The sequence below is a fragment of the Hallerella sp. genome (assembly GCF_022776125.1).
Lineage (GTDB): Bacteria > Fibrobacterota > Fibrobacteria > Fibrobacterales > Fibrobacteraceae > Hallerella > Hallerella succinigenes.
Genome location: NZ_JALFIA010000046.1, coordinates 1 through 18,703, shown reverse-complemented (window position 1 = coordinate 18,703; position 18,703 = coordinate 1). Strand labels below are relative to the sequence as shown.

General features: G+C 50.2%; 19 protein-coding genes, 2 tRNA genes and 1 pseudogene. 15 read left to right on the top strand and 7 right to left on the bottom strand.

Translation table 11 applies throughout. The features are described from left to right. Positions 1 to 159 (top strand): annotated as a pseudogene (locus tag MR847_RS05610) (IS200/IS605 family transposase); the annotation flags it as partial. Positions 160 to 284: 125 nt separating this feature from the next. On the opposite strand, the gene MR847_RS05605 reads toward MR847_RS05610, so the two are convergent. Both MR847_RS05605 and dapA read right to left on the bottom strand, forming a co-directional pair. Further along, entirely contained in the window at positions 285 to 851 is a 567-nt protein-coding gene (locus tag MR847_RS05605) for a hypothetical protein (RefSeq protein ID WP_106519922.1), read from the bottom strand. A 10-nt stretch (positions 852 to 861) separates the two neighbouring features. Continuing rightward, positions 862 to 1,818 (bottom strand): 4-hydroxy-tetrahydrodipicolinate synthase, encoded by a 957-nt coding sequence (dapA, locus tag MR847_RS05600; RefSeq protein WP_100424312.1) that lies wholly within the window; start codon positions 1,816 to 1,818, stop codon positions 862 to 864. A gap of 167 nt (positions 1,819 to 1,985) precedes the next feature. Between dapA and MR847_RS05595 the strand changes: the two genes are divergently transcribed. Genes MR847_RS05595 through MR847_RS05580 form a run of 4 tightly spaced genes read left to right on the top strand, consistent with a single transcriptional unit; the run spans position 1,986 to position 7,164 of the window. Next, on the top strand, positions 1,986 to 4,856 hold the full coding sequence (locus MR847_RS05595; protein ID WP_287723174.1) for a hypothetical protein: 2,871 nt from the start codon (positions 1,986 to 1,988) through the stop codon (positions 4,854 to 4,856). Positions 4,857 to 4,873: 17 nt separating this feature from the next. Continuing rightward, on the top strand, positions 4,874 to 5,620 hold the full coding sequence (locus MR847_RS05590; RefSeq protein ID WP_287723173.1) for a hypothetical protein: 747 nt from the start codon (positions 4,874 to 4,876) through the stop codon (positions 5,618 to 5,620). Beyond that, positions 5,620 to 6,426 (top strand): hypothetical protein, encoded by an 807-nt coding sequence (locus tag MR847_RS05585; protein ID WP_287723172.1) that lies wholly within the window; start codon positions 5,620 to 5,622, stop codon positions 6,424 to 6,426. The genes MR847_RS05590 and MR847_RS05585 overlap by 1 nt, the downstream gene beginning before the upstream one ends. A 9-nt stretch (positions 6,427 to 6,435) precedes the next feature. Beyond that, a complete protein-coding gene (locus tag MR847_RS05580) occupies positions 6,436 to 7,164 on the top strand; it encodes a hypothetical protein (protein WP_100424308.1) in 729 nt (242 codons plus the stop codon). Here the strand turns inward: MR847_RS05580 and MR847_RS05575 are convergent. The 4 genes from MR847_RS05575 to MR847_RS05560 form a co-directional block, all read right to left on the bottom strand. Next, positions 7,152 to 7,592 carry an HAD family hydrolase gene (locus MR847_RS05575; protein ID WP_287723171.1) on the bottom strand — a complete coding sequence of 147 codons (441 nt, stop codon included), beginning with the start codon at positions 7,590 to 7,592 and terminating at the stop codon, positions 7,152 to 7,154. The two genes, MR847_RS05580 and MR847_RS05575, sit on opposite strands and share 13 nt — an antisense overlap. 159 nt (positions 7,593 to 7,751) lie before the next feature. Continuing rightward, positions 7,752 to 8,903 (bottom strand): GDSL-type esterase/lipase family protein, encoded by a 1,152-nt coding sequence (locus MR847_RS05570; RefSeq protein ID WP_100424306.1) that lies wholly within the window; start codon positions 8,901 to 8,903, stop codon positions 7,752 to 7,754. A 41-nt stretch (positions 8,904 to 8,944) separates the two neighbouring features. Continuing rightward, the gene (locus MR847_RS05565) at positions 8,945 to 10,606 is read right to left on the bottom strand and encodes an acetolactate synthase large subunit (protein ID WP_287723170.1); all 1,662 of its coding nucleotides are present in this window, start codon (positions 10,604 to 10,606) and stop codon (positions 8,945 to 8,947) included. Between the two features lie 163 nt (positions 10,607 to 10,769). Continuing rightward, the gene (locus MR847_RS05560) at positions 10,770 to 11,369 is read right to left on the bottom strand and encodes a TIGR01440 family protein (protein WP_353846841.1); all 600 of its coding nucleotides are present in this window, start codon (positions 11,367 to 11,369) and stop codon (positions 10,770 to 10,772) included. A 441-nt stretch (positions 11,370 to 11,810) separates the two neighbouring features. Here MR847_RS05560 and leuC point away from each other — a divergent pair, with 441 nt between their 5' ends. From leuC to MR847_RS05545, 3 genes are read left to right on the top strand one after another with little or no spacing between them, the layout of a single operon-like run. Then, positions 11,811 to 13,220 (top strand): 3-isopropylmalate dehydratase large subunit, encoded by a 1,410-nt coding sequence (gene leuC / locus MR847_RS05555; RefSeq protein ID WP_100424304.1) that lies wholly within the window; start codon positions 11,811 to 11,813, stop codon positions 13,218 to 13,220. Positions 13,221 to 13,234: 14 nt separating this feature from the next. Then, positions 13,235 to 13,843, top strand: a complete 609-nt coding sequence (locus MR847_RS05550; protein WP_241899378.1) for a 3-isopropylmalate dehydratase small subunit — start codon at positions 13,235 to 13,237, stop codon at positions 13,841 to 13,843. A 1-nt stretch (position 13,844) separates the two neighbouring features. After that, positions 13,845 to 14,003, top strand: a complete 159-nt coding sequence (locus tag MR847_RS05545; protein WP_287723168.1) for a hypothetical protein — start codon at positions 13,845 to 13,847, stop codon at positions 14,001 to 14,003. 57 nt (positions 14,004 to 14,060) lie between these two features. Here MR847_RS05545 and MR847_RS05540 read toward each other — a convergent pair. Continuing rightward, positions 14,061 to 14,133: transfer RNA gene (locus MR847_RS05540), tRNA-Gly, on the bottom strand. Between the two features lie 67 nt (positions 14,134 to 14,200). Between MR847_RS05540 and MR847_RS05535 the strand changes: the two genes are divergently transcribed. From MR847_RS05535 to MR847_RS05505, 7 genes are all read left to right on the top strand, one after another. Continuing rightward, positions 14,201 to 14,836 carry a hypothetical protein gene (locus MR847_RS05535; RefSeq protein WP_287723167.1) on the top strand — a complete coding sequence of 212 codons (636 nt, stop codon included), beginning with the start codon at positions 14,201 to 14,203 and terminating at the stop codon, positions 14,834 to 14,836. Between the two features lies 1 nt (position 14,837). Beyond that, on the top strand, positions 14,838 to 15,683 hold the full coding sequence (gene ispE / locus MR847_RS05530) for a 4-(cytidine 5'-diphospho)-2-C-methyl-D-erythritol kinase (protein WP_100424302.1): 846 nt from the start codon (positions 14,838 to 14,840) through the stop codon (positions 15,681 to 15,683). A gap of 60 nt (positions 15,684 to 15,743) precedes the next feature. Then, positions 15,744 to 15,815 (top strand) — tRNA-Gln (locus MR847_RS05525). Between the two features lie 33 nt (positions 15,816 to 15,848). Then, positions 15,849 to 16,487, top strand: coding sequence for a 50S ribosomal protein L25 (locus MR847_RS05520; protein ID WP_287723166.1), 639 nt, complete (start codon positions 15,849 to 15,851; stop codon positions 16,485 to 16,487). Between the two features lie 133 nt (positions 16,488 to 16,620). Next, entirely contained in the window at positions 16,621 to 17,655 is a 1,035-nt protein-coding gene (locus MR847_RS05515; protein WP_287723165.1) for a fibrobacter succinogenes major paralogous domain-containing protein, read from the top strand. A gap of 263 nt (positions 17,656 to 17,918) precedes the next feature. Further along, on the top strand, positions 17,919 to 18,227 hold the full coding sequence (locus MR847_RS05510; protein ID WP_287723164.1) for a type II toxin-antitoxin system RelB/DinJ family antitoxin: 309 nt from the start codon (positions 17,919 to 17,921) through the stop codon (positions 18,225 to 18,227). Further along, the coding region (locus tag MR847_RS05505) for a PIN domain-containing protein (protein WP_287723163.1) at positions 18,224 to 18,703 on the top strand (480 nt) is incomplete at its 3' end. The genes MR847_RS05510 and MR847_RS05505, both read left to right, overlap by 4 nt.

The following is an 18,703-nucleotide window of genomic DNA, read 5'->3' as shown; positions in this document are numbered from 1 at the left end:
GGAATAGGGAATTTTGGTGCCGAGGGTATTACGTAGACACGGCCGGCAAGAGTGCGAGCAAGATTGCCACGTATATCAAAAATCAGTTGGAGGAGGACAAGTACGGAGAACAGCTGACCATGCTCGGCAAGATGTAGCCCGTTTACGGGCGGCCAGTAAGGACCTTACGCGGGTGGCAGATTGACCAACGCGACGTGACGCGTGGCTAGTATCCTAGGGCTACGCCCGTAAAAGAAGAACCGCCGGCTATGCCGGCGGGTTCCTTTTTAAGCTTTGAAAACGGATTACTTTTCGTCTTCGTCCGCGTAGGCTTCCTGCATCTTCTTCAGAGCAGCCTTCGGGTCGAGTTCGATTTCTTCCGAAGCTTCTTCCACGAGGGAAGCGAATTCATCATACCATTCGGTGTAGATTTCCACCTGGAGATGGTCCGGACCGGGGAGGGTCAAGCGCACGCCGCATTCGTCACCGATGCGTTCGTTGTAATTGTCAAGTTCCGGCTTCAGAAGAGCGAGGTCCATGCCGTCGAGATCTTCCGGGTCGAGCCAGATCGGAGCTTCCTTGCCTTCTTCGGAATCGTCTTCCACGACTTCGCCGTCTTCTTCGCCGCTCAAGTCATCTTCTTCTTCGTCGATGCCCGAGTTGTAGTAGAATTCTTCGTCTTCCAGATAGAGCGTTTCCACGAAAACGCACTTGGAACCGAGAGCCTTGGCGACTTCGACAAATTCCTGGAAATTGCCTCCGAAATAGCGGCAGGTTTCTGCGTCCGAATTGATTTCCTGAACAGGAACTGGCAAGAAACCGTAATTTTTCAGGTTTTCAAAAATTTCGTCAGTCACAGTCTTTTCTGCCATGGTAAACTCCTTACGCGTGATACTTGAGAAGGGAAGGTGCCTTTTCGCGGATGAGCTTCATGATGCGAGCTTCTGCTTCGTCACCCCGAGCCGTGTCGCGGACGCTGCTCATCGGCTGGAATAGCGGGCTGTTGAACATCGTTCCAAGAGGAATCGGGTTCTTGCGGCAGAACGTGGCTTCGACGAAATCGCGGGCAGCATCCTGCAGGTCGTCGCACTTCTGGGCTTCACCCTTCTGGAATGCGTTGTAAAGGTCGACAAAGATCTTTGCGGCTTCCGGAATGTTCGCCGTTGCACTCACAAGGCCCGTGCCGCCGAGTTCGAGCATGTCGATGAAGAATCCGTCTTCGCCGGAAAGAACGGAAAAGTCGTTGTTCTTGGTTTCCTTGATCACACGGACGGTGTCTTCATGATACTTTTCGCCGATGCGGAAATCCACAGCCTGCTTGAGGCCGATGATGTTTTTGTCTTCGGAGAGGGAAATCAAGGTGTCCGGATGGACGTAGCTTGCGGTACGGCCCGGGACGTTGTAAATGATGATCTTCGCGCCGGTTTCGGAGCTTAAGGTCTTGAAATGCTTTTCGATGCCTTCCTGGGACGGGTTATTGTAATAGCCCGTGACGCAGAGGACAGGGACTTCGGCGATCTTTTCCACTTCCTGAATCATTTCGACAGATTCACGGGTGCAGTTGGAGCCGGCGCCGGCAATGACCGGAACGCGACCGTCCACGTAGTCGAGCGTGAACTTGATGATGTCCAAATGCTGCTTGTGGGTAACCGTTGCACTCTGACCAGTGGTGCCGACAGGGAGAATGCCGGAAACGCCCGCGTTGATCAGGTCGTCGATCATCTTTTTCATTTTTTCATAATCGATCGAATTATGAAGGTTCTTGGGATCGTCGTCCTTAAGGGGCGTAAAGAGGGCGGGAAAAACCCCGCAAAGTTGAGAAGCGTTTGTAATCTGCATAAGTAGCTATAAAATAGACAAAAAATAGGGTGGATTTCTCACATTTTTGCGTAAAATGAAAAATTTTACGTGTTTTTTTTGACATTTAATTCGTCAAATCTAAAAATATTTGGAACAAAAAGGTATAAATTTAGTTCGGGTACCCTAAAATAAATAGGTGGTGTGTTATGATGAAGATCGGGAAGTCCATAGCGGCTTTTACGCTGGGAACTTGTGTGGCATCTACTTCTTTTGCTGCAGATGCGGATTACAAATGGAGTAATGTGAGCATGGGCGGTGGCGGCTTTGTGTCTGCTGTGCTCGCTTCCAAGATTGAAAAGAATGTTTTTTATGCGCGTACCGACGTGGGTGGCGCATACCGTTGGAATGAATCGACCGCCCATTGGGAATCGATGATGGACTGGGTCGATTTTTCGGAACTCGGTCTTTTGGGCGTTGAAGCGATGGGCGTTGACCCGAAAACGGAAGGCGTCGTTTATTTGATGACGGGTACGAGCTATTTCAGCAACGGCCGCAGCGCGTTCCTCCGTTCTTCGGATTATGGTAAAAACTGGGAAATCCTTTATACGTGGGATGAAACCGGTGAAAAGGGCGATGTCGTAAAGTTCTTTGGCGTGCACGGTAACGGCATGGGACGTGGCAACGGTGAAGCCTTGGCGATTGACGAAAACGATCCGGATAATTTGTTCTACGGTTCTCGTCGTTCGGGTCTTTGGAAGTCGACGAACAACGGTGCCTCTTGGAGCCATGTTGACGCTTGGACCAAGGCGGCTGGCAGCGATACGACCTGGAACGGTTCGGGCTTTAGCTTTGTGCAGTATGCGCCGGGGTCTTCCAAGGTGCTTTATGCCGGCTTCCTGCGTGATGGTTCGAAGTCGAACGGCACTTTTGAAAATGTCTTTACTTCGACGGATGGCGGTACCACGTGGAAGGCTTTGCCGATTCCGGATTCGCTCCGCAGTACGTCTGGCGGAAGCCTTGTGCGCTTGATGCCGCAGCGTGCGGTCGTTTCTTCGGATGGTAAAAAGTTGACGGTGACCTTTGCCGACGGCGCAGGTCCGCACTCCATGATGTGGGACGAAGACTGGGGCATGATCTATGATGGCTTCGGTCGCGGTGCCGTTTTGCAGTATGATGTCTCTGCGGCAACTTGGTCCGATGTCTCGCCAGAAAACTTTATTGATGAAGGGGGCGACGCCAAGTACGACAATGTAGACGTGCAGGCGATGGCGGAATGCGAATCGGCTGGCGGCAGTGATTGCGAATCCAGTTATCCCTATATCGCCCCGTATGGTGGCATTGCGATCAACCCGAACAATTCCGATGAAATGGTCGTGACGACGGAAGGTTATCGCGGTCCGCAGTTTTGGTATACGGCTACAAGCGACACGAGCGGAACCTGGAGCGATCAGTGGGGTACGAACATTTACCACACGACCGATGGCGGTAAAACTTGGGTGGCAAGCTTCAAGTACTACTGGATGGAAGGCGGCTACTATCCGACGACCCAGCAGATGGATGCAAACGGCGTCGGTTGGATGCACAACGGTTCTATTCACTGGTCCGGCAGCGTGGCGATTGACCCGTTCAATCATGACCGCGTCTTTGTGAGCTCGGGTAACGGCATTTTCCGTACCGAGAATTTGACCGATTACACGGTAATCCCGGCTGGAACCTACGATACTACGACAAACTACTACTACTCCAGTGATGAGGCTGTCCAGGGACAGGTCTGGAAGTTCTCGGCCCATGGGATTGAAGAAACGGTTCCTTACGAAGTGGCAAGCATTCCGAATGGACCGCTTATCTCTGTGACGGCGGACTATGATGGCTTTAGACATGATGATATTGCGAAGTATCCGAGCCATCGTCATTTGACGAGCGTGAGCGGTAAGTATGTTTCCTTGGGCTCTACCTGGGGACTTGCCTATGCACCTGTTTCCGGAACGCTTGTGAAGGTGACGGATGCTCGTGCTTACAAGGACACTTATAACACGATTCCTATCGATCCGGTGCAGTTCTCGACGGACAGCGGTAAGACTTGGACCGTGGAAACCTATGTAAGCCTCGATGAAACGCTGAAGGGTGGCACGGTCGCCATTTCTGCGGATGGTGCTGTGACGCTTTGGGTGCCGGGTAATTCGGACGCTGCGGTTTATCGTAAGGCAAATTCCGCTTGGAATAAGGTTTCTGGCATCGATAACAATTCCTTTGTGGTGGGCGATGCAAAGAATGCGAATGTGTTCTACGCTTACAACCGCACGACGGGTGTTTTCTATAAGAGTACTGACAAGGGCGCAAGCTTTGCCAAGGTAAGCGAACCGGGTACGAGCAACGACAAGAAGTTCCGTTCGATTCCGGGTTATGAAGGCGACTTGTGGCTCCCGGTGGCTGTGCGCGATGATAACGGCAATCCGAAGAACGGTTCTTTGAAACATTCGACGGATGGCGGTGCCACTTGGACGGATGCAAACGGCATGGGCTACTGCGAAGCGGTCGGCTACGGCATTTCAAAGACGGGTAAAGGTTATCCGGCGATTTACGCCTTCGGCAAGGTGGATGATGTTCTGGGCGTTTTCGTGAGCGATGATCGGGGTGCAACTTGGACTCGTGTGAACGATGACGCTCATGAATACGGAGGACTTGCTAATGGTGAATTTGTGATGGGCGACATGAACACTTACGGTGTCGTCTACATGAGTACCGCAGGCCGCGGCATTGCAGTCCGTGTCCCGAGCGATTGGGATATGGGAACCTCGGAATCTACTGCCGCTGTGAAGTCCGTTCCGCAGCAGGAACCGACGGTGCAGTTCAGCAAGCTCGCCACTCTCGAAGGCTCGAACCTGAATTTGACGGTGAACAATGCCCGTGTGAACGTCGCCTTGTTCGACCTCAAGGGTAACCGCGTCTTCAGCAAGAGCTATACCTCTTCGACGGTGCTTTCGCTGAATGAAATGGTGAACGCCCGCGGCGCGTACATTGTCCGTGTCATGAGCGGTTCGACCCTGATGCTGACTGCCAAGGTGAATTTGCACTAAAAATGAGCCTATGAATTATGAAATGGGTATGGTTCTGTCTATTTTTTGCCATTTCGGCTTGGGCTGCGGAAGGCGATACGGTTTACATCGATGTCGTTAAACGGGATACGGTGTATATCGACGTCCCGCAGAAAATCGATACGGTTTATTACGATCCCGCAGAAGACATCTCAAAGGAAGGAAGCTCTTCTTCAACGAGCGCTTCACTGCATACGGTGTACCTGCATTATGATTTGGGAAGCCTTTTGGCTACGGCGGTATGTGAAAGCCCGATTCTTGTGGCTCAGGTGGAATTCGCTTTGGGCAGGCGTCATTCTCTGATGGTTCCGGCTTCTTTTTTGAAAATTTCATCGAATTCAAAATTCGTCAGCAGCTTTGATTCGGACGATTATTCGGGATCCGTTTACCAGTTTACGGTTGGACTTGCGTACCGCTATTACACGACAGAAAAAAAGTTTGCCGGCTACTGGAACTTGGAAGCGCAATATGTGCAACGCCATGCGGACTATGCGCATGAGGCGTACAATTACTACGGCGAACAAAATGAGTTTTATGGCTCGGACGATGCCACGTATCGCGGGTTACAGCTCGCAATTCGCAAGGGCTGGACAACTCGGGGAAGTGTCAATCTCGGTATTGAATTCGGACTGGCTTACAATTTCGTGGAAGATTTCCAGTATGCTATTTTAGACGATTCGATGCTGTATATGACGGACGATCTTCAGCTTGAACTTCGATTGAACCTGGGAATGGGGGCGTTCTAATGAAAATCCGAGCTTGGAATGTTCTGTTTTTTGCGCTCCTTTTGACTTCGGCTTCTTGGGCGGTGGACACCGTGTACGTGCAAAAGCATGTGACGGATACGGTCTATGTGATGCATCGTCCGGATACGCTTTACCTGCCGATTTCCGAAAAAAAGTTATCCCCTGCACAGCCTGAAGAGGCGAAGGATACGGCTTTTACGCTTCCGCCTCCTGCGACGATCGTTTACCTTTCTCCGATGATGGTCGGGAATTTATTGGTAACGCCCGTTTTGCATTATTTGATGCTGGATTTTGGATTGGGGTTTGAAAATCTTTATCGGGGGTCTTTGATCTTTAATTTTGCATCCATGAACATTTTTGGCGATGTGGAATTCATGGACGATAAAGAATGGGAAGGCTTCCGAACCATTACGAGTTTTAGCGCGGGATATCGCCAGTATATCGGAACGCTTTGGCTAGGGACTTCGAAAAAATCCTTTTCACGAAATACTCCAGCGTGGGCGACTTCCTTATTTGTGCAGGCGATGATCCATCCGGCTTTTTTTGCGTCGTACGAAGCGCCGATCGAGGATTCTGAAACGGGGGATTACAGCGGACACTTTAGGCCGAGTATCGGCGCTTCTGCGGGATTCGGCTATGCGCTTGGCGCAAGCGGATTCGTTTATGAATTCTGTTTATCGGTCGGTTATCAGTACTGGTATCATTCGCTGCCGGGCTTGTTCAAGTCCGAAGATGTGAGTTTTGCCCTTGTGAATGGCTTTGCCGAAGATCTGTTTATCCGTTTTGAAATTCAGCTGGGTTTTTAAGGAGGAAGAATGAAACCTTTGTGGCTTTGTTGTGCTTTGATTTTTGCCGTTTCCAGTTTTGCCGCTGTCGATACGGTCTATGTGGATGAACCTCATAAGCCGATTCCTTCTAAGCAGGAGACTGTAAAGGAAGAACCTGTTTTGATGAACACGCATTTTGTTTTTGCCAGTTGGAATCTTTATGGCGAAGCGATTGGCATGGGTTACGAAAACCTATTCCATCCGAGGTTTGCGGCGCAAGTCATGTTCGATTATTACTATAGCACCGATATTCATGAATCAAGCTGTGACGGAACGAAGGGCTCTCTTTATGCGGTGGATCTGCCGATCGCGTTGAAGTTCTATGTGATGCCGTATCGTGGCTTTGGAAAGACGAAGACGATTGGTGTAGACGGAAAGGTGAGCGAAGCTTATACGCGTAAGATGGCGGTGTTTGTGGAAGCGAAAGCGATTCCGATGCTTGGAAGTGTCTATGCGACGCGCAAAGCCTCTTCGTATGCGAGTGAATTGAAATTAGATGAAAAGGAATTTGCGCTTTCGTGGGAAGTCGGCTTGGGTTATTCGCTGATGGGAGAGCACTTTTTTTTGATGCCGTCGCTTTTTTTTAGACGCTTTGCGGTGAGCCCGGATTGGCTAACGGAAATCAAGTATGCGGACGATACAAGCTACCACCGCTCTCCGGCGACGTTTAAAAAGCAGGATTTTGGGTTTCACTTTACGGTGGGCTACGCGTTCTGAATGAGCAGAATGCAGTCGGCGTTCTGTTCGACTTCGTTCGCCTTTACCCAAGAAGCTTGGATTCCGAGCTTTTGGGCCGCTTCGCAGTTGTCTACACGGTCGTCTAGGAAGATGCTTTCTTCGGGCTTGGCAATTCCCATTCGGCAAGAAAGGAAAATCTCGTCAAAAAGGTCGTCAACTTGATAACCGAGATCCGCAAAACGTTTTTCACAGTTCGACCAAATGATTTCGTTGATGTTGCTGAGCAAATAGATTTTGTACTGTTTTTTCAGAAGGACGATGTTTTTTAATCGGATTTCTGGAATTTCGCCCTGTAAAACGGTAATCGTATCCTTGATCTTTTTCAAGGAAGTTCCTTTTTCGCAGTATTCCTGGATATCATAAAGAACATCGTCTAATGGACGAATGGCATCGATAAAATCATGCATCAAATGCTTGATTTTTTGATGGTGCAAAAGAAGCGTTTCGCTCGATATTCCCAAATCGGAAAACGTTTTTTTGAATCGTCTCCTGAGAAATGTTTGCGATGACGTTCCCATAATCGAATATGATATTCCGAATGCTCATAGAAATAAAATACACTTATTTTATTTCAAGAGATCCTCGGAAATGATTTCTGCCATTTGTTCGTAGGCTTTTGCGCTGGGGTGCAGGTGGTCGCCCGAGTCCATTCCGATGGCAAAGCTTTCTGGCTTTTGGGAATCGCGGAGAGCCTTGTCGAAGTCCACGCAACCGTCAAAAAGGTCGCTCGAACGGAGCCAATCGTTGAATTCGTTGCGAACCATGTCTTTTTCTGCATTGTAGGTGCGCCATCCAAAAATCGGAAGCAAGGTTCCGCTCCAAACTTTTAAGCCCTTTTCTCGGGCGAGTGGCAGGTAGAACTTTTTAACGCCTTCGATTAAATCTTTCGCGGTGGGCATGTCGCTCATGGGACGGAACGGGTTCACGTCCACACCGACCGGGTGAATGATATCGTTGATGCCGTGTTGAATCAAAACGGATTTGGCTCCGGCCGTATCCATTTCGATCGGGAATCTCGTTTCGCCCTTTAAACCGTATGCCGCATAAGTAATACAGCTGTACTCGCGGAGAATTCTTGTGCCGCAGACCGCGCGGCGAATAATCGAAACGTTTTCAAAGCCTTCGCGTTTTACTCGGAGCTTTAAATAGTCGGGCCAGTCCTGCGCCGTAATGGAGTCTCCAAAGCAGACGAGGGCGAAGTTCTTTTCTTCGGTCCAAATGTCGACTGTATTCAAAAAGTAGAACCAGTTCGTGGAGCGGGAAAGATCTTGCGGAAAGTCCTTTGCCGTGGCGAAATCACCGTAGCAGAAAGAGCCTTTGGAAAGCGGACCCGTGACAAGCGTTCCCGCATTCATCTGGGTAAAGTTTTGCAGGTAGAGGCTCACGTCGACGGTTTCGCCCGCAGAAACTGCGAACGGAATTTCATCGCTCAAAATTTCTTTGCCAGCGGGAATCTCTCCGACCGTGCGACCGCCAAAGGTAATGGCAACGGGCTTGTATTCCGCCGAGGTTTTTTTGGCGACAAAGGCTTTTGAAATTTGAACCGGCTCCGTTCCTGTCAAGTTCGAAAAATGAAAGCGCAGCTGGGAACCCGAAAAGCAGATTTCGATGGGGTAGCGGAGCGTCAGATCCTTCGCGTAGGTCGCTTCCTTGCGGTCTGTAATGGAGGTGGCGTTGCCCCAGCAGGCGACCCATTTCGTGTACTTTTCTGCGGTCATGAAAATCCTCGCGATTTCAAATTTGCCGCAAATTTAGCTTTTCAAAATTCGTCCGCCATCTCCTTCGGCAAATCGTTCTTCAAATGGGCGGAAAGTTCCATGTTCGCCGCATAGTCGATCGGACACTCGATGATACAAGGCACGTCTTGTCTAAAGGCTTCTTCCAAGGTCGGGATAATGTCTGCCGTTTTTTCAATGCGGTAGCCTTTCAAGTACAGGCTTTCCGCGTACTTCACAAAGTCCGGATTCGAAAATCCGATCGCATAGCTTTCGCCGTAGCGTTCTTCCTGCTTCCATTTGATGAGTCCGTAATTGGCATCGGTAAAGATAAGCGTGACAAACGGCAGGTGGTAACGTCTTGCGGTTTCCAGTTCTTGACTGTTCATCATAAATCCGCCGTCCCCGGACACGGCAAGAACTTTCTTGTTCGGATTCAAAAGTTTGGCGGCAAGAGCGCCCGGCACGGCGATTCCCATCGTTGCAAAACCGTTCGAAATAATGCAGGTGTTCGGATAGTAACAGTGGTATTCTCGGGCGATCCACATTTTATGGGCGCCCACGTCCGAAATCAGGATGTCTTCTTCACCCATCACGCGTCGAATGTCGTGCAGAACTTTTTGGGGCTTCGGCGGAAAACTGTCGCAATCGTCGAACATAGACTGATCGTTCACCATCTTCTGTCGAATGTCAAAGGCCCATTCCGGCTCTTCACGGTTCTTGCAAAGTTTTTCCAAGGCAAGCAGCGATTCCGTGATGTGCCCAATGACTTCTTCTTCGGGCTGATAGAATTTGTTCACATGGTTCGGGGTTTCGTCGATGTGGACGATTCTTTTATCGCCGTTCGGATTCCATTTGACAGGAGCGTATTCCACAATGTCATAGCCCACGGCAATCACCAGGTCCGCTTTTTCAATCGCATAGTTGGGGTAGTCTTTTTGCGGAATGCCAATGCACCAAAGGGAATACGAACTGTTGCAAGGAATGATGCCTTTGGCCATCATCGTGCTGATGACAGGAATCTTTGTTTTTTCGGCAAATTTTGCGAGAGTCTTGGAGGCCTGATTTCGAACGGCGGAATGCCCGGCGAGGATCACGGGCCGTTCTGCGGAACGGATCAGCTCCGCCGCTTTGAGAATCGCTTCATTGCTTGCGATGCGACGGTTTTCACGGTGATGCTTCAGCGGAATCTGGGCAATCTCGTTAGAGACTTCCTGGGCTGCGATATTGCAGGGAAGGTCAATGTGGCAAGCGCCCGGTTTTTCGGCTTCCGCGTACTTGAAAGCGATGCGAACGATTTCGTTTACCGTATCCGGTCGTACGATCTGTTTCGATTTTTTGGTGATCGGCGTAAACATGTTCACGAGATCTAGGTACTGATGGCTTGTCAAATGCATGCGCTCCGTGCCGACCTGGCCCGTGATCGCCACTAGGGGAGCGCCGTCGGAATTGGCATCGGCGACACCTGTCACCAGATTGGTGGCTCCCGGTCCAAGGGTCGAAAGGCAGACACCCGCCTTGCCGGTCAAACGTCCGCAGACATCGGCCATAAAAGCCGCACCCTGTTCATGGCGCACCGTTATAAACTGGATTGAAGAGTTCTTGATGGCCTCCATGATTTCCAGGGTTTCTTCGCCGGGAATCCCGAATATATACTGGACACCTTCATTCTCTAAACAACGGATTAAAATTTCTGCCGCATTCATTTTTGTAACCTCGCCTTATTTGAAAATAAACATGCAAATTCTGTGCCTAAGCTGCGAAAATTTGACAACCTCAGCAAAATGTGAAGCATTCGGCCAAGAGAAAAAAGAAAACCTCTACAAATTTGTAGAGGTTTTTGTAAATACAACAAAAATGTAAAGACGCTTAGGCTGGGAAGCCGTCTTTTAAACTTTCGTCGTAATGGGCGCGTTCACCGCCGATAAACTTGGGACGAGTACGGGCCGCAATCAAAAGAGCTTTGCCGATGCGGTTCTGCTTTAAGCGGACTGGGACGGCGACTTCCTTCAAATGCATACCGATGAGCGTTCCGCCGATATCGAGACCGGCATCCGCCTTGATGTGCTCGAGGGCAACCGGGCATTGGAAGGCCGCATAGCAAGCCGTAGCAAAAGAGCCGCCGGCTTTGGGCTGTGGAACGACATTTACAATTTCTGCGTTCGGGACCGCGGCTCGTTCTACGATGATTGCACGGTTCAAGTGTTCGCAACACTGGGCTGCGATGTAAATGCCGAGGGGTGTGAAAACGCTTTCAAGTCCAGCGAGGATCGCCTTGCCGACTTCTGGCACGGAATGGCTGCCGACTTGTTCACCGAGGGTTTCGCTTGTGCTGCAACCGATGACGACGATATGTCCGGAATGGAGTTTTGCGGCTTCGACAAGTTCTTGTGCCGCATTTGCCGTATCTTTTTGAATTTGTTTGACGATAGATTCGTCGTTGACTTCGTATGTGTTCAATCCTGACATTTTTAAGCCTCTGTCCAATAATCTAGTAAAATGTTTATCACCCCATTGAACCCAGCTGGGGATTGGAATCCTCGCCATCCTTTTCCAGCGGCCATCATAGCGCCACATGCCGCGATGTCCGCTAATGGTGTAAAGTTTGCCATTTAGTTCCATTCCCTTGTTGAACTGCATCGGATATTCCTTGGACGAATCATAATCGTATGTAATGTCCACCCAACCAGTATCCGTTTGCATTTTAAACGCAAGCGAATCCAACGGCAAGTTGTATATCTCATCCCATGTGCTGCGGTCAAATTCGTATTTAAGCACCTTGTAAACTGGTCGGGTTTTTCCGACAACTTAGACGGTAGGGTCTACTGTAGCAGATTTCTTTTACAGTAGCCGTAAAACTTTTGCTATATTAGGCGCAACATTTCGTACATCCATACGAGAAGGTGTTCTATGGGCAAAAATTTATACCAAAAAGTGTTTGAAAGCCACATCGTGGGCAAACTTCCGAGCGGACAGTATCAGCTGTTCATCGGAACTCATCTTTGCCATGAAGTGACAAGTCCGCAGGCCTTTGCGATGCTTCGCGAAGAAGGCCTTAAGGTCAAGTATCCGGAACGTACATTTGCGACGGTTGACCACATTATTCCGACGACGGCCGATGCTCGTGTTCGTCCGTTCAAGGATCCGATTTCGGAAGAAATGCTTGAACACCTCGAAAAGAACACTCGCGATTTCGGAGTCCGTTTCTTTGGACCGGATGCTGGAGAACAGGGTGTGATTCACATCGTTGGCCCGGAAGAAGGCGTGACCCAACCGGGTATGACGGTCGCTTGCGGTGACTCCCACACTGCAACGCATGGTGCATTCGGCGCTGTGGCTTTCGGCATCGGTACAAGCCAGGTGGCTGACGTCCTCGCTACGCAGACGCTCGCCATGAGCCCGCTCAAGACCCGTCGCATCAACTTCACCGGCAAGCTTCAGCCGGGCGTGACTGCAAAGGATATCGCTCTCGCTTACATTGCAAAGCTCGGTGTGAACGGTGGCGTTGGCTACGCATACGAATTCGCTGGTCCGGTGATTGAAAACCTCGACATGGAAGGCCGTATGACGGTCTGCAACATGGCCATCGAAGGTGGCGCACGTGTCGGTTACTGCAACCCGGACGAAAAGACTTTCGCTTTCCTCCGAGGCAAGCCGTTTGCTCCGAAGGCAGACAAGTGGGACGAAGCGGTCGCCTACTGGAAGTCTGTCGCTTCCGATCCGGACGCAACGTTTGACGACGAAATTGAAATCGACTGCAACAAGCTTGAACCGATGGTTACCTGGGGCATCACCCCGGCACAGGCGATGCAGTTGAACGAAAATATGCCGAAGATCAGCGAATTCTCCGGCTCAGAACAGAAGGTTGTTCGCGAAGCCTATGAATACATGGGCTGGGAAGAAGGCGGCAAGATGCTCGGCACTCCGATCGATATCGCATTCGTCGGCAGCTGCACAAACGGCCGTCTCCCGGACTTGATTGCCGCAGCGGAAATCATGAAGGGCAACCACGTTTCGCCGACGGTGAAGATGTGGGTCGTTCCGGGTTCCCAGAAGATCAAGAAGGAAGCCGAAGACCTCGGCCTCGACAAGATCTTTACGGACGCCGGTGCCGAATGGCGCGACGCGGGATGCTCTCTCTGCCTCGCTATGAACCCGGATAAGCTTCAGGGCCGTCAGGTCAGTGCAAGCTCGAGTAACCGAAACTTCAAGGGCCGTCAGGGTAGCCCAAGTGGCCGTACGATTCTCATGAGCCCGATCATGGTGGCAGCCGCTGCCATCGAAGGTAAAGTGACCGACGTTCGCAAGTACATCAAGTAAGGAGCGCAAAGATTATGTTGACTGTGATTGATACTGTGAAGGGTTCCGGCATTCCTCTGCGCGGAAACGACATCGACACGGACCGCATCATTCCGGCCCGCTTCCTCAAGTGCGTGACGTTCGACGGCCTTGGAGAGAACGCTTTTGCCGACGATATCGCTGGCCTCGAAGCTCAGGGCAAGGTTCATCCGTTCCGTGACCCGAAGTATGCGAAGGGCACCGTCCTCGTTTCGAACCGTAACTTTGGCTGTGGTTCGAGCCGTGAACATGCTCCGCAGGCTTTGAAACGCTGGGGTGTTCGTGCGATCATTGCGGAAAGCTATTCCGAAATCTTCTTCGGCAATTGCGTCGCTATCGGCGTGCCGTGCTTCCGTGTTTCTCACGATGTGGCAGACAAGATTCTCACCTGGATTGAAGAACATCCGTCGGAAGAACTTGTGACGAGCACTCAGGACCGTACCCTGACGATGGGCGGGGAAGTCATTCCTCTCGAACTCGCCGACGGTCCGCGAGGCCAGTTCCTCGATGGTTCTTGGCACGCTCGCGCTGTCCTCATGTCCCATGCGGATGACGTGGAAAAGCTTGCGGGCAAACTTCCGTACATGAAGTTTCTCGCTCGTTAATTTGTACCAGATTATCTACTTCTATTCGGCGCAGGCTTCGAACTACGCCGGTAGGACTTATAACTTGGGCTCGGAAGAGAGCTTCGGTTATGGGGAAGGAGGCTCGCTCTCGAACGGAACTTCCGTGACGACGAGCCCCAGCTCTTCTGGCATGATGTAAACAATCCTTTCATCCTTCAAAGACAAAAGCCTCACATGCGTGAGGCCTTTGCTTTAGAGCGGAAAAAGGGGCTCGAACCCTCGACATTCAGCTTGGGAAGCTGACGCTCTACCAACTGAGCTACTTCCGCGTACATTCAAATGTAATAAAGAATTGCGGGTTTGCGCAAAAGGTTCAAAAATTTTTATTGTTAAGACATGAATTTTAGAACAGTTTTTTTGTTGATTTCGGCGCTAGCGCTCCTCGTTTCAGCCTCTTTTGCGGAAGAATCTTCGAATAGCAAGGGAATCTGGGACACGATTTCGGACTTTTTCAGCCCGCGGGTAAAGGCGGAAAAGGAAGGTCCGCTGTACCAGGAACTGGCGAATATCGACAATGAAATTCAAGACCTACAATGGCGCTACGGACGTGAAAGGCGCGCTGTCAAAAAGTCCCGCTACAAGATGCGCCTGCAGGAACTCCGCGCGTCGAGGGATTCCTTGCAGGAAGTCATCGACAAATACGAAGCAGGGAAGCTCTCTTCCGTTGCGCAAGCCTTTTCGAGCTCAGCAGCGCAGTCTGCTTCAGGTTCAGCGGTACATCCCGTCTCAAGTTCGAACGCTCCGTCCAGCAGTTCCGCTCCGAGTTCGAGTTCGGTGGAAAGTTCCAGCTCGGTCGAAAGTTCAAACTCTGCAGATAGATTGAACCCTTCTGCGGTCACGGTTGCTCCCTGTCCGCAGCGCGTTGATTCGGTCGTCGTCAACACGACCATCACCAAATTTGTCCGCGATACCGTTATCGTTCACGATACGCTCATCGTTCATGATACCGTTTACCTTCCAAAGGCGAAGTAACATGCTTCAAGAATTTGCCCCAGCAAAAATCAACCTTTTCCTTGATATTCTTTCTAAACGCCCGGACGGCTACCACAACTTGGGAACGCTTTTCCAGACGATTAACGCGGGCGATACGCTTTCGGGTGAACTCGATTTGTCGGGAAAGATTTCTCTCCGTTATAATTGGCCTCAGGAATATCCCGTGGAATCGGACCTTGTCTACAAAGCCGCCCTTTTGCTTCAAAAGGCTTATGACGTCAAACAGGGTGTAAGTTTTTACTTGGAAAAGAAGATGCCTCTTGGCGCTGGACTTGGCGGTGGAAGCGCAGATGCTGCCGCGGCTCTTCGTTTGCTGAACAGGCTCTGGAATTTGAACGCCTCTGCAGAAGATTTGGAGAAACTCGGTGCGAAGCTCGGCGCAGACGTCCCTTTCCTCGTTCAGGGAGGATCTGCCAAGGCGGAAGGTATCGGCGAAGTTCTGACCCACATGGAACCGTTGAAACTTCCCGAAGGATCCGCACTTTTGGTGGCGACTCCGCAGTGCGCCGTTCCGACGAAGGCCGCTTATGCAGGTTGTGTCCCTTCGGGTGATGCCCGTTGGGAAGCATACAAAAATTCCGACCCGAACGATTTTAAAGGTGGAGCCTATAACAAGTTTGAAGATTCGGTGTTGCCTCAATTCCCGCTGATTGCGCAGATGAAGCAGGATTTTGTGGATTACGGGGCGGATTTCGCTTTGATGTCGGGCTCCGGAGCTTCGGTGTTTGGCGTGTTCCCGTCCAAGGCGCTCGCGGAAGAAGCGGTGAAAAAGCTCGGGAAAACGGCTCGTTATGCGACGGTGACGGACTTCTTTACAGGTTTTTGAACTTAATTTGGCTCTGACCTTGGTATTTTTGAAAAATTTTGCTATTTTTTCGCCACCCTTTGGGGTATCGTCAAGTGGTAAGACAGCAGATTTTGATTCTGCTATTCGTTGGTTCGAATCCAGCTACCCCAATAGGATTTTTTTCACCTAAATGGAGAAACAACAATGCAGCTTACAACGCTCAAAGCAACCTCGAGAGTATCGGGCTCTTCTCGCGCAACGGCACGCCTTCGCAAGGCTGGCCAGATTCCGGGGGTCTATTATGGTAAGGGTCAGGAAGCAGTAAGTATTACCGTTGATGCCCGTGATATCGCGAAAGTTCTCGCTCCGGGCAAGCGTTATACCCTTCTTGATCTTGAAATTGATGGCAAGGCTGGCAATCCGGCCGTCATCTACAGCTATCAGAAGGACTCCATTTCTGGTACGATCGATCACATCGACTTCCTCAAGATTGAAGAAAATGCTCCGCTTACCGTTCGCGTTCCGGTGATCCTCAACGGTCTTCCGGTTGGCGTGAAGAACGAAGGCGGTCTCTTCTCTCAGATTACGCGTTATGTAAAGCTCAGCGCTCTTCCGGAAAAGATTCCGACGAACGTGACACTCGACATTTCCAACTGCCACGCAGGTACCACTTTCTACGCGAAGATGCTCCCGCTCGAAGGCGTTGAACTGGCTTCTCCGGCTCGTACGGTTATCTTCACGATTACGACGAAGAACCGTGCCGCTAAGATCGAAGCTGCTGAAGAAGCGGTTGTCGCTGCTGCTGCTCCGGCTGCTGCTGACGCTGCTCCGGCCGCTAAGTAATCTTTTTTCGGATTTCAAAAAAGGCTCCTTCTTCGGAAGGGCCTTTTTTTGTATTCGTCGGTCATTCTGACTTTCACTCCATGTTTCACAAAGAGCTATATTGATGTTGTAAATAGAGAAACTGGAGGGTTCCATGAATTTCAAGAAATTACTCATCGGTGCTTTCGCCCTGTCTGCGATGCTTGCCGCCTGTGTAGATGACAGTACTTCTGCTAAGGATACGGACCAGTCCGACGAGCTCGTCGAAACATTTGACGACTTGCCGGTTTGTTCCGACAATCGCGAGGGTGCGACTGCCTACGTGAAGGACGAAAAGAACGCCTACATGTGCGTAGACGGCGACTGGATTCCGGAGGAAGAAAACTCCAGCTCTTCAATTGCTTCGTCCTCTTCAAGTCCTCGCAATGACAGCTTGTCTTCGAGTGTCATAGCGAGTTCCTCGAGCGAGGCGAAACAATCTAGTTCCAGCGAAAAGACTGGAAAATCTAGCAGTAGTGTGGATGATGCTTCGTCTAGGTTTGAATTTGGATGTAAAACGGAAACAGAAGATAATTGTGAGTATGGAGAGTTGATTGATGACCGCGACGGCCAGACGTACAAGACGGTGACCATCGGCACGCAGACCTGGATGGCCCAAAACCTCAATTACGAAGCGGCAAATTCCTACTGCTACAAAGACAATGCTTCCAACTGTACCAAGTACGGCCGTCTTTACACATGGGCTGCTGCCACAGATAGTGCAGGCGTATGGGGCGAGAACGGCAAGGGCTGCGGATATGCCAAACATTGCACGACGGCCTACCCGGTGCGTGGCGTTTGTCCTGAGGGCTGGCACCTGCCGACTAAAAACGAGTGGAACACTTTGTCTACAGCCGTTGGCGGACAAACGACTCCCGGCAAGGTTCTCAAGTCCACGTCCGGGTGGTATACCGACGACGTCTACCATGGCAATGGAACGGATGCGTTCTCGTTCTCGGCGTTGCCTGCCGGCTACAGGATCTACACTGGGCGCTACGACCTCGCGGGCTACTACGCGTACTTCTGGAGTTCTACTGCGCGCGATAGCCGCAACGCGTACAACGTGTACTTGTACTACAACCACGACTATATGGCCCTGGACTATAGCGATAAACGCCGCGGTTTTAGCGTCCGTTGCGTAAAGGATTAGGCAAGGCGAGGGACTCCGTAGGGGTCTCCTAAAAGGCAAATACCGACGCATCTCGTCTAAGGACAGGCGAGATGCGTTTTTTTTCCCTGAAATTTGGATTGAAGGGAACGCCTCTAACAATAAACCAGCCGCAAATGCGACCACAAAACGGAAGCTATATGAAATCTGAAGAAAAAAGAACGAAAAATGGCGATTCTATGCAAAAATATTGCTTTTTGCAGTTATTTTGACTATATTTTGATATGATAATGCAGGAGGTCTGTATGCCGATGTCGGTTTTGCAAATAAGGATTGAAGAAGATTTGAAAAAGCAGGTTTCCGACCTGTTTGAAAGCCTTGGGATGGATATACCCACGGCTGTGCGCATCTTTTTCAAGCGTGCTCTTGTCGAAAACGGAATTCCGTTTGAGGTGAAGGGGATGCCCTCACCTACAAAACAGGATGGCATTAATTTATTGAATGCGTTACATGCGGCTCAGGAACAGGCGTATAAAAATGGCGTTGCGAATTTGAGCGAAGAGGAAATTGAAGCCGAAATCAAGGCTGCCCGTATGGAGAGGAAGAAAAAATGATTTTTGCTGTGCTCGATACGAATGTTTTAATTTCTGCAGCTCTTGCGCATAATAAGTATTCTATTCCTTATTCTGTTTTTAGGGGTGTTGTTGAAAGGCGCTTTGTCCCTCTTGTTGATGATAATATAGTTCGCGAGTATTGGGAGGTGTTTTCTCGTCCAAAATTTTCATTTATGCAGGAAACCATAAATGATATTGTCGGAAATACTATAAAATTTGCGATAAATCAGCCGGTCCCTCCATCTGGTATAGAGCTCCCTGATTGCGATGATGTCATTTTTTACGATGTGGCTAGGGCTCATCAAGATAAAGGAGCTTATCTTGTGACAGGAAATTTGAAACACTTTCCAAATTGTGGGTTTGCTGTTTCTCCCCGTGATTTTATGAATATCATTACACCGAACAAAGGAAACCACATGGTTAACGATAATTCTGCTGTTTATGACCCTACGGGGCTTTTGGCTGCTTTGCACGAA

Bases quoted from the DNA above. Each gene is read 5' to 3' on its own strand.
- MR847_RS05605 (WP_106519922.1), bottom strand. From the start codon at position 851: ATGGCAGAAAAGACTGTGACTGACGAAATTTTTGAAAACCTGAAAAAT.
- dapA (WP_100424312.1), bottom strand. From the start codon at position 1,818: ATGCAGATTACAAACGCTTCTCAACTTTGCGGGGTTTTTCCCGCCCTC.
- MR847_RS05595 (WP_287723174.1), top strand. From the start codon at position 1,986: ATGATGAAGATCGGGAAGTCCATAGCGGCTTTTACGCTGGGAACTTGT.
- MR847_RS05590 (WP_287723173.1), top strand. From the start codon at position 4,874: ATGAAATGGGTATGGTTCTGTCTATTTTTTGCCATTTCGGCTTGGGCT.
- MR847_RS05585 (WP_287723172.1), top strand. From the start codon at position 5,620: ATGAAAATCCGAGCTTGGAATGTTCTGTTTTTTGCGCTCCTTTTGACT.
- MR847_RS05580 (WP_100424308.1), top strand. From the start codon at position 6,436: ATGAAACCTTTGTGGCTTTGTTGTGCTTTGATTTTTGCCGTTTCCAGT.
- MR847_RS05575 (WP_287723171.1), bottom strand. From the start codon at position 7,592: ATGCATGATTTTATCGATGCCATTCGTCCATTAGACGATGTTCTTTAT.
- MR847_RS05570 (WP_100424306.1), bottom strand. From the start codon at position 8,903: ATGACCGCAGAAAAGTACACGAAATGGGTCGCCTGCTGGGGCAACGCC.
- MR847_RS05565 (WP_287723170.1), bottom strand. From the start codon at position 10,606: ATGAATGCGGCAGAAATTTTAATCCGTTGTTTAGAGAATGAAGGTGTC.
- MR847_RS05560 (WP_353846841.1), bottom strand. From the start codon at position 11,369: ATGTCAGGATTGAACACATACGAAGTCAACGACGAATCTATCGTCAAA.
- leuC (WP_100424304.1), top strand. From the start codon at position 11,811: ATGGGCAAAAATTTATACCAAAAAGTGTTTGAAAGCCACATCGTGGGC.
- MR847_RS05550 (WP_241899378.1), top strand. From the start codon at position 13,235: ATGTTGACTGTGATTGATACTGTGAAGGGTTCCGGCATTCCTCTGCGC.
- MR847_RS05535 (WP_287723167.1), top strand. From the start codon at position 14,201: ATGAATTTTAGAACAGTTTTTTTGTTGATTTCGGCGCTAGCGCTCCTC.
- ispE (WP_100424302.1), top strand. From the start codon at position 14,838: ATGCTTCAAGAATTTGCCCCAGCAAAAATCAACCTTTTCCTTGATATT.
- MR847_RS05520 (WP_287723166.1), top strand. From the start codon at position 15,849: ATGCAGCTTACAACGCTCAAAGCAACCTCGAGAGTATCGGGCTCTTCT.
- MR847_RS05515 (WP_287723165.1), top strand. From the start codon at position 16,621: ATGAATTTCAAGAAATTACTCATCGGTGCTTTCGCCCTGTCTGCGATG.
- MR847_RS05510 (WP_287723164.1), top strand. From the start codon at position 17,919: ATGCCGATGTCGGTTTTGCAAATAAGGATTGAAGAAGATTTGAAAAAG.